Source organism: Streptomyces sp. NPDC049040, assembly GCF_043197715.1.
In the GTDB taxonomy this organism is placed as follows: Bacteria; Actinomycetota; Actinomycetes; order Streptomycetales; family Streptomycetaceae; genus Actinacidiphila.
Genome location: NZ_JBICTO010000011.1, coordinates 61,981 through 73,661, shown reverse-complemented (window position 1 = coordinate 73,661; position 11,681 = coordinate 61,981). Strand labels below are relative to the sequence as shown.

The window sequence follows — 11,681 nt, the reverse complement described above, 5'->3', positions numbered from 1 at the left end:
CCGGCCAGTACCCGGTGCAGCAGGGGCAGGGCGGCCCCGGCGACACCGCCCAGTTCCCCGCGGTCCGGGCCGACGACACCTTCGGCGGCGGCACCGGCCAGTACCCGCAGCCCGGCGGCCGCCCGCAGGGCGGACCGGGTCACCGCGACGGCGGCGCACCGCAGCAGCCGTACGACACCGGCCGGCAGCAGATGCCGGGCCAGGAGCGCAGCGATGTCACCGGGCAGCACCCGATGGCTCCGCAGCCCGGTATGCAGGGCGGTCCCGGCCTGCCCGGCGCCCCCGAGCCGATCGGGCCGTTCCAGCAGCGGCCGGGGCAGCAGCCGCTCCAGCAGCAGCCCGCCGAGCCGATGGCACTGCCGCCTGCTCCGACCAGGGGCGACGAGCCGACGCCGATCTTCTCGGCGATCGAGTCCGACTGGTTCCGCACCGGCCAGGCCGAGCGGATGCAGCAGATCCACGTCGAGCAGAGCGCGCGCGGCCAGCAGGCCCCGTCGGCGCCCCGCCCGGTGGGCCGCACCGCACCGCCGCAGCGGCCGCGTACCGAACGCCCGTCCCCCGCAGGCCCGCAGCGGCCCGGCAGCGGCGCATCGCAGCAGCAGGCGCCGCAGCCCGCGCCCGCGCCGACCGCCGCGGCACCGGCGGCTCCCGCGGGGGCGCCGCCCGCACCCGCGGCGCAGCCGCTGCCGCGCGAGACGCCGAACTGGCGGACCTCGCCCAATGACGCGCTGCGCCAGCGGGCCGAGGCGGTCCGCGAGCCGTCGGCCGGCGGGGTCACCCCCTCCGGACTGCCGCGGCGGGTGCCGCGGGCGAATCTCGTCGCCGGCGGGGCGACCCAGCAGCAGCCCCAGCAGGGCGGCCCGCAGGTCTCCCGTTCGCCCGACGACGTGCGCGGGCGGCTGACGAACCTCCGACGGGGAATCCAGCAGGGCCGGGAGGCCGGCGGCACGACCGATGGCCGCGGTTTCGGTACGAATCATCAGGAGCGTTAGTTGAGTGCGATGAGCCAGGCGGCACAGAACCTGAACTGGTTGATCACCAACTTCGTGGACAACACCCCCGGGGTGTCCCACACCGTGGTGGTCTCCGCCGACGGCCTGCTGCTCGCGATGTCCGACGGATTCCCGCGCGACCGCGCCGACCAGCTCGCCGCAGTCGCCTCCGGCCTGACCTCGCTCACCGCCGGAGCCTCCCGCATCTTCGAAGGCGGCAGCGTCAACCAGACCGTCGTCGAGATGGAACGCGGCTTCCTCTTCATCATGTCCGTCTCCGACGGCTCCTCCCTGGCCGTACTCGCCCACCCCGAGTGCGACATCGGCCTCGTCGGCTACGAAATGGCCCTGCTCGTCGACCGCGCAGGCACCGTGCTCACCCCCGACCTCAGGGCCGAACTGCAGGGCAGCCTCATGCACTGAGTCCACCCCGGTCCGCGCCCGTCCCAACCGCCCATCGGCCGCTCGTTCCCGTTTTTCCGCACCGCGACATGCACTGCCCGGACACGGAGGACCCTCATGACCCCGCCACCCGCCTCGCCGGGCCAAGGCCCGTACGGCGCGTCCCACCACGCGCCGTACGGAGTGGAAGGTGATCAGCCGCTGGTGCGGCCGTACGCCATGACCGGTGGCCGGACCAGGCCGCGCTATCAGCTCGCGATAGAGGCGCTGGTCAGCACGACAGCCGACCCGGCGCAGTATGCGGGACTGCTGCCCGAGCACCAGCGGATCTGCCATCTGACCCGGGAGATCAAGTCGGTCGCCGAGATCTCTGCACTGCTGGCCATCCCGCTGGGTGTGGCCCGGATTCTCGTGGCCGACCTCGCCGAGGCCGGCATGGTCGCCATCCACCAGCCGGGCAGCGGCGAGGCCGGCGGCCAGCCTGATGTGACACTGCTTGAGAGGGTGCTCAGTGGACTTCGGAAGCTCTAGGGCGCAGCCGCAGCCTGCGTACGGTGCGCCGACGGCGCGTTCGACGACCTCCGCGAAGATCGTGGTGGCGGGCGGGTTCGGCGTGGGCAAGACGACCTTCGTCGGCGCCGTCTCCGAGATCAACCCGCTGCGCACCGAAGCGGTGATGACCTCCGCGTCGGCCGGCATCGACGATCTGAGCCACGTCCAGGACAAGACCACCACGACGGTGGCCATGGACTTCGGCCGGATCACGCTCGACGACGACCTGATCCTCTACCTGTTCGGCACGCCGGGGCAGGACCGCTTCTGGTTCATGTGGGACGACCTGGTGCGCGGCGCGATCGGCGCCGTCGTACTGGTCGACACCCGCCGCCTCGCGGACTGCTTCCCCGCCGTCGACTACTTCGAGAACAGCGGCCTGCCCTTCGTCATCGCCCTGAACGGCTTCGACGGCCACCAGCCGTACCGTCCCGAGGAGGTGCGCGAGGCCCTGCAGATCGGCCCCGAGGCACCGATCATCACCACGGACGCCCGCCACCGCGGCGAGGCGAAGAGCGCGCTCATCACGCTGGTCGAGCACGCGCTGCTGGCACGGCTCAAATAGCTCGTGCCATTGGCAACTTGCCACGTCGAAGGCCATGGGGGCCGGTTGTGTCGTCGGACACGGCCGGCCCGCCTTCATAACATTTCGACAGAGTTTCCATTGGCTGTGAACACGGCTCGCGCTCAGCCGGTGCCGCAGCGCGTACACCATTGGGTGGCTCTGTCCACATAGGCACCGTTTGCCCGTTCCGCTTTCCACCGAACGCACGTACGCACACCGTTGCCGGACGTTTGGCTAGCGCCCCCTCGGCGTGCTGGAATTCGCAGAACCCGAGCGTAGGAACGGCCTTCGTTGTGCCGTCGCCGAGAGGTTGTTGGTCCAGTGAGGAACACGAGGCGAGCCGAAGCGGGTGCCCAGCACGGCCCGCGGGGGAATTTCACGCCGCCCCAGCGTCCCGGGGTCACTCCCGCGGACCGGGCCGTCGAAGCTCCGGTACAGCCTGATCCCGGCGGCCGTTTCAGCGTGCGGAACTGGCGGGTGGCCACCCGGCTGAACGCGATCCTCCTGATACCCGTGCTCGTCGCCCTGATCTTCGGCGGCTTCCGGGTCAAGAGCTCGGTGGACACCTGGCACCAGGCCGACGACGCGGTGCGCACCGCGGACCTGGTCAGGGCCGCGGCGACGTACAGCAACGCACTGATCAACGAGCGCGACCTCACGGTGGTTCCGCTGCTCGCGGGCAAGCGCAGCGACCCGGCCGTCACCACCTCGCGGGCCGCCACCGACACCGCCGCCCAGGCCTTCGACACCGCTGCGGCGCGCATGCCCCACGAGGCGGGCCTCGAACGCCGGATGACCAACTTCCGCACGGTCGAACCCGAGCTGGCCAGCCTCCGCAAGGCCGCCTTCACCCGCCAGCTCTCCGGTGTGCAGACCGAGGAGTGGTACGTCAAGATCCAGCACCCGCTGATGGAGCTGGCCAACGAGCTGGGCTACGGCACCAGCAACATCACCGCCTACGGCCGCACCCTCTACGCCGCCTCGCTGTCGAAGGCCGCCGAGTCGCTGACCCGGTCGATCGGCATGCACATCCTGGTCGAGGACAAGCCCTCCCCCAGCGAACTGGCGCTGCTGAAGACCTCGCTCGGGTCGTACCACTACCTGGAGGGCATCGCCCTCGAGGAGTACAACGGCGGCGGTACCGCGGCCGACGTGCAGAACCTCAAGGCCGCGCAGAACGCGGCGCTGCAGAAGGGCCGCGACCAGATCACGGCCGCGCGGGACCAGGCGGCCGCGGCCGGGCAGCCCTTCGTGGTGCCGCCGGACCTGCCCAAGATGGTCACCGAGATCGCCACCCCCGGCCGCACCACCGCCCAGCTGAAGGCCGAGGGCATCACCCCCGAGACCTACTTCGCGGCGTCCACGCTGTCCTTCGACGCCTACCGCACCGTCGAGGTGGCGCTCGCCGACTCGGCGGCCGGCGACGCGGCGAAGATCGCCTCCAACGCCCGGCGGGACGCGATCCTCAACTCCGCGATCGTGGTGGTCGCGCTGATCATCGCCTTCATCGTGGCCGGCATGATGGCCCGCACCATGAGCCGCAGCATGCGTCGGCTGCGCGGCGCGGCCTTCGACATCGCGGAGACCCGGCTGCCCGGCCTGGTCGACCAGCTGTCGCGCACCGACCCCGGACGGGTGGACACCTCGGTGGCGCCGATCCCGATCAACACCAGGGACGAGATCGGCGAGGTCGCCCGCGCCTTCGACCAGGTGCACCGCGAGGCGGTCCGGCTGGCCGCCGAGCAGGCGCTGCTGCGGGGCAACGTCAACGCGATCTTCACCAACCTCTCGCTGCGCAACCAGGGCCTCATCCAGCGCCAGCTCACGCTGATCACCGAGCTGGAGAACAACGAGGCGGACCCGGACCAGCTGGAGAGCCTGTTCAAGATGGACCACCTCGCCACGCGCATGCGGCGCAACGGCGAGAACCTGCTGGTGCTCGCGGGCGAGGAGCCGGCCAGGCAGTGGAACCAGGCGGTTCCGCTGGTGGACGTGCTGCGCGCGGCGGCCTCCGAGGTCGAGGCGTACGACCGGATCGAGCTGGTCGGCATCCCGGAGAGCGACATCCACGGCAGCGCGGTCAGCGACCTCGTGCACCTGCTGGCCGAGCTGCTGGAGAACGCCACCACCTTCTCCTCGCCGCAGACCAGGGTGCGGGTGACCGCGACCCGGCTGCCGGACGGCCGGGTGATGGTCGAGATCCACGACAAGGGCATCGGCCTGACCGCGGAGGACTTCGCGGACATCAACCACAAGCTGGCCGAGCCGCCCACGGTGGACGTGGAGATCGCCAAGCGGATGGGCCTGTTCGTGGTCGGCCGGCTGTCCGACCGGCACGGCATCCGGGTGCAGCTGCGGCCTTCCGGCGAGCAGGCCGGCACCACCTCGCTGGTGATGCTGCCGGAGCCGATCACCCACGGCGGTGGCGGCGAGGACGAACTCGGCGACGCCGAGACCGACTTCACCGTGTCGCGGATCGTGCCCGAGCCGGCGGGGCTGCCGGCGCAGGACCAGCCGTACGAGGCCGCGGAGCTCGGCCGGCGCACCGCCGCCGAGCTCGGCTTCGACGACTCGCGCTACGACCAGTCCGCGCCGCAGGGCGCGGACGGCGCCCCCGCGCTCGACCCGGTGGGCCGCTCGCTGCTGCGCGGCGACCGCAGGGCCCAGCTGGAGGCGGCGGTCTCCGCCGACCGCGAGGACGAGCCGCAGCCGCAGTACGAGGACCCGCAGCAGCCGCAGCCGTACTACGCCGACCCGCAGGCGCCCGAGGTGGACCCGGCCGGGCAGCCGCAGCAGCGCCAGGAAGGCCCCTACGAGCCCGTCAGCGGCTACGAACCCGCGGGTTCGTATGACCAGAGCTTCGACGCCGGTTACCAGCAGCAGACGTACGAGCAGGGCTTCCAGGGCGGCTACGCCCAGCAGGGCTATCCGGCGCAGCAGGAGAGCGGCCCTTATGAGCAGAACGGATTCTTCGCGCAGTCGTACGGCTCCCAGGACGAGCAGCCGGAAATGGTCTACGACCCCGGTTACGACCGCAACTTCGGTTCCGGTGACTTCAACGGGCTCCCCGAGCAGCCGTCCGAGAGCGTAGGCTCCCCCTCGCTGACGGACTCAGGCCTGCCGCGCCGGGACCGGAAGCCCCGTACGTCACCTCAGGAACAGGCTGCTCAGGAGTCGCCGGAGCCCCAGAACCAGCCCCAGCCGGACCAGTCCGGATGGCGGTCGAACAACGACGAGAACTGGCAGCGGGCCGAGTCGGTCCGCGAGCCGAAGGCAGGCGGGGTCACCCCCTCCGGCCTGCCACGGCGGGTGCCCAAGGCCAACCTGGTCCCGGGTACCGCGACGCAGACCCCGCAGGGCGGCCCACAGGTCTCCCGCGCACCCGAGGACGTCAGGGGCAGGTTGAGTAACCTGCGCCGTGGCGTCCAGCAGGGGCGCACTGCTGGAACTGACACGAACGGACAGGCCACCGACCGCAACTTCGGCGGCCCCCAGAACCAGGAGCGCTAAGTTGAGTCCGATGAGCCAGGCGGCACAGAACCTGAACTGGTTGATCACCAACTTCGTGGACAACACCCCCGGGGTGTCCCACACCGTGGTGGTCTCCGCCGACGGCCTGCTGCTCGCGATGTCCGACGGATTCCCGCGCGACCGCGCCGACCAGCTCGCCGCAGTCGCCTCCGGCCTGACCTCGCTCACCGCCGGAGCCTCCCGCATCTTCGAAGGCGGCAGCGTCAACCAGACCGTCGTCGAGATGGAACGCGGCTTCCTCTTCATCATGTCCGTCTCCGACGGCTCCTCCCTGGCCGTACTCGCCCACCCCGAGTGCGACATCGGCCTCGTCGGCTACGAAATGGCCCTGCTCGTCGACCGCGCAGGCACCGTACTCACCCCCGACCTCAGGGCCGAACTGCAGGGCAGCCTGCTCAACTAGCTCAACCAGCGAACGGGCGGGCGGACGCGCCCTGGCCTCTCCCAGAGGTCCGGGCGGTGCGTCGCAGCCGTATCAGGAGGAGGACTCGTGAGCACGTCTCCCGGCGCAGAGCCGTATGGCAGCCCGCACCAGCCGCCTGTGAACCCGTACTACCCGTCGGCGCCGGCCCCCGAGCCGGAACCGTACCGGCCGCCCAGGCAGCCGCGGATCCAGCCGTACCAGCCACCGCAGGCACCGCCACCGCAGGCACCGCACGGCGGTGGCCGGGGTGCAGGCGGCGGCGGACAGGGCGGCAGGCGCTCGCAGACGCCGAGCGGGTTCGTACGCCCGTACGCGATGACCGGCGGCCGCACCAGGCCGCGTTACCAGCTCGCCATCGAGGCGCTGGTCAGTACCACCGCGGATCCCGAGCGGCTGCGCGGGCAGCTGCCGGAGCACCAGCGGATCTGCCTGCTGTGCCGGGAGATCAAGTCGATCGCGGAGATCTCCGCGCTGCTGACGATCCCGCTCGGTGTGGTCAGGATCCTGGTGGCGGACCTGGCCGAGGCAGGCCTGGTCACGATTCACCAGCCCGGCGGCGACGAGGCCGCGGGCGGACAGCCAGATGTGACTTTGCTTGAGAGGGTTCTCAGTGGACTTCGGAAGCTCTAGCGGCCCGGCGCGCGCCACTACTTCCGCGAAAATCGTGGTGGCGGGCGGATTCGGCGTGGGCAAGACCACGTTCGTCGGCGCCGTCTCCGAGATCAACCCGCTGCGCACCGAAGCGGTGATGACCTCCGCGTCGGCCGGCATCGACGACCTGACGCACGCGCCCGACAAGACCACCACCACGGTGGCCATGGACTTCGGCCGGATCACGCTCGACCAGGACCTGATCCTCTACCTGTTCGGCACGCCGGGGCAGGACCGCTTCTGGTTCATGTGGGACGACCTGGTGCGCGGCGCGATCGGCGCCGTCGTACTGGTCGACACCCGCCGCCTCGCGGACTGCTTCCCCGCCGTCGACTACTTCGAGAACAGCGGCCTGCCCTTCGTCATCGCCCTGAACGGCTTCGACGGCCACCAGCCCTACGGTCCCGAGGAGGTGCGCGAGGCCCTGCAGATCGGCCCCGAGGCACCGATCATCGTCACCGACGCCCGCCACAGGGCCGAGGCCAAGAGCGCGCTCATCACCCTGGTGGAGCACGCCCTGATGGCCCGGCTCCGCTAGGACCCGGCTGTCCTTCGACGCGGAAGGCCCCGCACCGGTGAGGTGCGGGGCCTTCGTGCTGCCTGTGTCGCGGCGGCGCGGGTCGCGCGGCGGGGTCAGCCCTGCCAGGAGTGCGGGGCCCGGAAGCCCGGGGTGCGCTCCAGGCGCCGCCACTTGGCGGTGGACCTGACCGGAATCCCGGCGGCGCTGTCGCCACCGGCGCCCGCGCCTGCCCGCAGGAGCAGGATCGCGGTGATCGCGGCCAGCTCCTCCGGGGCCGCGTGGCCCTTCTCGACTCGCACGAGGGAATCGGCGGGAGTGCTCACAGTGGTCTCCATGGCTACTGGGGAGGGTTGCCGTGCTTGCGCGACGGCAGATCCGCGTGCTTGGTGCGGAGCATGGACAGCGAGCTGATCAGTACCTCGCGGGTCTCCGCCGGGTCGATGACGTCGTCCACCAGGCCGCGTTCTGCGGCGTAGTAGGGGTGCATCAGTTCGGCCTTGTACTCCTTGACCATGCGTGCACGCATCGCCTCGGGGTCGTCGGCGTCGGCGATCTGCCGACGGAAGATGACGTTGGCCGCGCCTTCCGCTCCCATCACCGCGATCTCGTTGGTCGGCCACGCGTAGGTGAGGTCGGCGCCGATGGACTGGCTGTCCATCACGATGTACGCGCCGCCGTAGGCCTTGCGCAGGATCAGCGAGATCCTCGGGACGGTGGCGTTGCAGTAGGCGTAGAGCAGCTTCGCACCGTGCCTGATGATTCCACCGTGCTCCTGTGCGACGCCCGGAAGGAAGCCGGGGACGTCCAACAGGGTGATGATCGGGATGTTGAAGGCGTCGCACATCTGCACGAAGCGGGCCGCCTTCTCCGACGCCTCGATGTCGAGCACTCCGGCCAGCGACGCGGGCTGGTTGGCGACGATGCCGACCACCTGGCCATCGAGCCGGGACAGCGCGCAGATGATGTTGGTGGCCCAGCGCTCGTGGACCTCCAGGTACTCGCCGTCGTCGACGATCTCCTCGATGACCTTGCGCATGTCGTATCCGCGGTTGCCGTCCGCGGGCACCAGGTCGAGCAGCGCGTCGCCGCGCCGGTCGGCCGGGTCGTGGCTCTCGACGGCGGGCGGGTTCTCTCGGTTGTTCTGCGGCAGCAGGGAGAGCAGGTAGCGGGCCTCTTCGAGGCAGGTCTGCTCGTCGTCGTAGGCGAAGTGCGAGACGCCCGAGACCGAGGAGTGGACGTCGGCGCCGCCCAGGCCGTTCTGGGTGATCTGCTCGCCGGTGACGGCCTGCACGACGTCCGGTCCTGTGATGAACATCTGCGAGGTCTCGCGGACCATGAAGACGAAGTCCGTCAGCGCCGGGGAGTAGGCGGCGCCGCCGGCGCACGGGCCGAGCATCACGCTGATCTGCGGGATGACGCCGGAGGCGCGGGTGTTGCGCTGGAAGATGCCGCCGTAGCCGGCCAGCGCGGAGACGCCCTCCTGGATACGGGCGCCGGCGCCGTCGTTCAGCGACACCAGCGGGGCGCCCGCCGAGATCGCCATGTCCATGATTTTGTGGATCTTCGTGGCGTGGGCCTCGCCGAGGGCGCCGCCGAAGATCCGGAAGTCGTGCGCGTAGACGAAGACCGTGCGGCCGTGGACGGTGCCCCAGCCGGTGATCACTCCGTCGGTGTAGGGCCGCTTGGCCTCGAGGCCGAAGCCGGTCGCCCGGTGCCGCCGCAGCGGCTCCACCTCACGGAAGGTGCCCTCGTCGAGCAGCAGGTCGATCCGCTCGCGGGCCGTGAGCTTGCCCTTGGCCCGCTGGGCCTCGGTGGCCTTCTCGCTCGGGCCGCGGACGACCTCCGCGCGGATGGCGTGGAGTTCGGCCACCCGCCCGCGGGCGTCGTTCACCTCGACGGGCACCTCTTGCGATGTGGTCATGCATCGACAGTACGAGCCGCGGCACGAAAAACAGGCCATCGACTTCGTACAGTGTCCGTCGCCGCTTCATGGCGGATCCCGACAGAAACGCCCGGCGGCGGGGTGCCGGGCCCCGGCCCCGGTACCCCGCCGTTCATCTGCCGCACCTGGGCGACATGTGCATGTAACAGTCAGCGGCCCTCGACCGCGGCGGCCAGCGCGAGCAGCCTCCTGGCCTCCTCAACGTGCAGGTTCTCGATCATCCTGCCGTCCACCGTGACCACCCCGCGGCCCTGTGACGTGGCCTGATCGAAGGCGTCGATGATCCGCCGGGAGCGCTCGACGTCCGCCGCGGCGGGGGCGAAGACCCGGTTGCAGGGTTCGAGCTGGCGGGGATGGATGAGGGTCTTGCCGTCGAAGCCGAGCTGCCGCGCTTGGAGGGTTTCGGCCTCGAAGCCGGGCAGATCCTGGACGTCGTTGTAGACACCGTCCAAGATGACCTTCCCTGTGGCGCGTGCGGCCAGCAGGGCCATGGACAGGGCGGTCAGCAGCGGGGCGCGGCCGGGCACATGCTCGGCGTGCAGCTCCTTCGCCAGGTCGTTGGTGCCCATGACCAGCACGGCGAGCCGCTCGGAGGCCGCGGCGATCCGCCGGGCGTCGAACATCGCGGTGGGCGTCTCGATCATCGCCCAGACGGCTGTACGGTCCGGTGCGCCGGCCGCCTCCAGTGCGGCCACCACCGCGGTGACCGTGCCGGGGTCGTCCACCTTGGGCACCACGACCGCGTCGGGTCCCGCCTCCGCCGCCGCCCGCAGGTCGTCGGCGTGCCAGGGGGTGCCGGGCGCGTTGACCCTGATGGTGACCTCGCGGTGGCCGTAGCCGCCGCTCGCGGCCGCGGCGGCGACCCGGTCCCTGGCCTCCTTCTTGGCGTCGGGGGCGACGGAGTCCTCCAGGTCGAGGATCAGCGCGTCGGTGGGCAGGGTGCGGGCCTTCTCCAGGGCGCGTTCGTTGGCGCCGGGCATGTAGAGGACGGAGCGGCGCGGGCGCGGGGTCTCGGTCATCGCCTGGCCGCCTTGTCCGCCGCGGCGTAGGCCTCGGCGAGTTCGGGGTCCCGGGCGGCGAGCGTGTCGGCGAGCCCGGCGACCACCCGGCACTGCTTGTAGGTGGCGTCGTCCTGCATCTTGCCGTCGATCATCACCGCGCCGGTGCCGTCGCCCATCGCCTCGATCACCCGCCGGGCCCAGGCCACGTCCTCGGGCGCCGGCGAGAAGACCTGCTTGGCGATGGCGATCTGCACCGGGTGCAGCGTCCAGGCGCCGACGCAGCCGAGCAGGAAGGCGTTGCGGAACTGGTCCTCGCAGGCGGTGACGTCCTGGATGTCGCCGAAGGGGCCGTAGTACGGCAGGATGCCGTGCGCCGCGCACGCGTCGACCATCCGCGCGATCGTGTAGTGCCACAGGTCCTGCTGGTGGGTCACCCGCGGGGCGTCGCCCTGGGGGTCCTCGCGGACCAGATAGCCCGGGTGGCCGCCGCCGACCCTGGTGGTCTTCATCCGCCGGCTTGCGGCCAGGTCGGCGGGGCCGAGCGAGATGCCCTGCATCCGGGGGCTTGCCCCGGCGATCTCCTCGACGGCGGCCACACCCGCGGCGGTCTCCAGGATGGCGTGCACCAGGATCGGCCGGCTCAGGCCCGCCTTCGCCTCCAGCTGGGCCAGCAGCCGGTCCACGTAGTGGATGTCGTGCGGGCCCTCGACCTTGGGGACCATCACGACGTCGAGCCGGTCGCCGATCCCGCCGACCAGGGTGACCAGGTCGTCGAGCGCCCACGGCGAGTCCAGGCTGTTGATCCGGGTCCACAGCTGGGTGGACCCGAAGTCGGTGGACTTCGCGACGGCGACCAGCCCCGCACGGGCGGCCTCCTTGCGGTCCGCGGCGACGGCGTCCTCCAGATTGCCCAGCAGTACATCGACCTGGGGGGCGAGGGCGGGGACCTTGGCGGCCATCCGCTCGTTGCCCGGATCGAAGAAATGGATCATCCGCGAGGGCCTGAACGGCACCTCGCGCAGGGGCGCGGGTGCCCCCACAGCCAGCGGGCGGAAGAAGTCCTTCGCCGAGCGCATGCGATCTCCCGGAGGGTCGGGTCGA

At 71.3% G+C, this 11,681-nt stretch carries 11 protein-coding genes and 1 pseudogene; 8 read left to right on the top strand and 4 right to left on the bottom strand.

Annotated features, from left to right (window positions below):
* The 8 genes and pseudogenes from ACGFMP_RS25390 to ACGFMP_RS25355 form a co-directional block, all read left to right on the top strand.
* Window positions 1-992, top strand: a pseudogene (locus ACGFMP_RS25390) (histidine kinase); the annotation flags it as partial.
* Window positions 993-1,001: 9 nt separating this feature from the next.
* Window positions 1,002-1,415 carry a roadblock/LC7 domain-containing protein gene (locus ACGFMP_RS25385; protein WP_205043647.1) on the top strand — a complete coding sequence of 138 codons (414 nt, stop codon included), beginning with the start codon at window positions 1,002-1,004 and terminating at the stop codon, window positions 1,413-1,415.
* Window positions 1,416-1,511: 96 nt separating this feature from the next.
* The gene (locus ACGFMP_RS25380; RefSeq protein ID WP_073503129.1) at window positions 1,512-1,925 is read left to right on the top strand and encodes a DUF742 domain-containing protein; all 414 of its coding nucleotides are present in this window, start codon (window positions 1,512-1,514) and stop codon (window positions 1,923-1,925) included.
* Entirely contained in the window at window positions 1,906-2,511 is a 606-nt protein-coding gene (locus ACGFMP_RS25375) for an ATP/GTP-binding protein (protein WP_393675289.1), read from the top strand. The genes ACGFMP_RS25380 and ACGFMP_RS25375 overlap by 20 nt, the downstream gene beginning before the upstream one ends.
* A gap of 321 nt (window positions 2,512-2,832) precedes the next feature.
* The gene (locus tag ACGFMP_RS25370) at window positions 2,833-6,021 is read left to right on the top strand and encodes a nitrate- and nitrite sensing domain-containing protein (RefSeq protein ID WP_393675288.1); all 3,189 of its coding nucleotides are present in this window, start codon (window positions 2,833-2,835) and stop codon (window positions 6,019-6,021) included.
* Between the two features lie 10 nt (window positions 6,022-6,031).
* A complete protein-coding gene (locus tag ACGFMP_RS25365) occupies window positions 6,032-6,445 on the top strand; it encodes a roadblock/LC7 domain-containing protein (protein ID WP_033173109.1) in 414 nt (137 codons plus the stop codon).
* An 87-nt stretch (window positions 6,446-6,532) separates the two neighbouring features.
* Complete coding sequence (locus ACGFMP_RS25360) at window positions 6,533-7,096, top strand: DUF742 domain-containing protein (protein ID WP_393675287.1); 564 nt, start codon at window positions 6,533-6,535, stop codon at window positions 7,094-7,096.
* Complete coding sequence (locus ACGFMP_RS25355; protein WP_393675286.1) at window positions 7,077-7,655, top strand: ATP/GTP-binding protein; 579 nt, start codon at window positions 7,077-7,079, stop codon at window positions 7,653-7,655. The genes ACGFMP_RS25360 and ACGFMP_RS25355 overlap by 20 nt, the downstream gene beginning before the upstream one ends.
* 95 nt (window positions 7,656-7,750) lie before the next feature.
* On the opposite strand, the gene ACGFMP_RS25350 is transcribed toward ACGFMP_RS25355, so the two are convergent.
* The 4 genes from ACGFMP_RS25350 to ACGFMP_RS25335 all read right to left on the bottom strand — a co-directional run bounded on the left by ACGFMP_RS25350 (window position 7,751) and on the right by ACGFMP_RS25335 (window position 11,656).
* Window positions 7,751-7,972 carry an acyl-CoA carboxylase subunit epsilon gene (locus ACGFMP_RS25350; protein WP_393675285.1) on the bottom strand — a complete coding sequence of 74 codons (222 nt, stop codon included), beginning with the start codon at window positions 7,970-7,972 and terminating at the stop codon, window positions 7,751-7,753.
* A gap of 2 nt (window positions 7,973-7,974) precedes the next feature.
* A complete protein-coding gene (locus ACGFMP_RS25345) occupies window positions 7,975-9,558 on the bottom strand; it encodes an acyl-CoA carboxylase subunit beta (protein WP_393675284.1) in 1,584 nt (527 codons plus the stop codon).
* Window positions 9,559-9,728: 170 nt separating this feature from the next.
* Window positions 9,729-10,598 (bottom strand): HpcH/HpaI aldolase/citrate lyase family protein, encoded by an 870-nt coding sequence (locus ACGFMP_RS25340; protein WP_393675283.1) that lies wholly within the window; start codon window positions 10,596-10,598, stop codon window positions 9,729-9,731.
* Window positions 10,595-11,656, bottom strand: coding sequence for an HpcH/HpaI aldolase/citrate lyase family protein (locus tag ACGFMP_RS25335; RefSeq protein WP_393675282.1), 1,062 nt, complete (start codon window positions 11,654-11,656; stop codon window positions 10,595-10,597). Before ACGFMP_RS25335 ends, ACGFMP_RS25340 begins: the two co-directional genes overlap by 4 nt.
* Window positions 11,657-11,681: the final 25 nt, after the last annotated feature.

What these genes read in the sequence shown, in the direction of transcription:
- ACGFMP_RS25385 (WP_205043647.1), top strand. Translation starts at nt 1,002, where the DNA reads ATGAGCCAGGCGGCACAGAACCTGAACTGGTTGATCACCAACTTCGTG.
- ACGFMP_RS25380 (WP_073503129.1), top strand. Translation starts at nt 1,512, where the DNA reads ATGACCCCGCCACCCGCCTCGCCGGGCCAAGGCCCGTACGGCGCGTCC.
- ACGFMP_RS25365 (WP_033173109.1), top strand. Translation starts at nt 6,032, where the DNA reads ATGAGCCAGGCGGCACAGAACCTGAACTGGTTGATCACCAACTTCGTG.
- ACGFMP_RS25350 (WP_393675285.1), bottom strand. Translation starts at nt 7,972, where the DNA reads ATGGAGACCACTGTGAGCACTCCCGCCGATTCCCTCGTGCGAGTCGAG.
- ACGFMP_RS25345 (WP_393675284.1), bottom strand. Translation starts at nt 9,558, where the DNA reads ATGACCACATCGCAAGAGGTGCCCGTCGAGGTGAACGACGCCCGCGGG.
- ACGFMP_RS25340 (WP_393675283.1), bottom strand. Translation starts at nt 10,598, where the DNA reads ATGACCGAGACCCCGCGCCCGCGCCGCTCCGTCCTCTACATGCCCGGC.
- ACGFMP_RS25335 (WP_393675282.1), bottom strand. Translation starts at nt 11,656, where the DNA reads ATGCGCTCGGCGAAGGACTTCTTCCGCCCGCTGGCTGTGGGGGCACCC.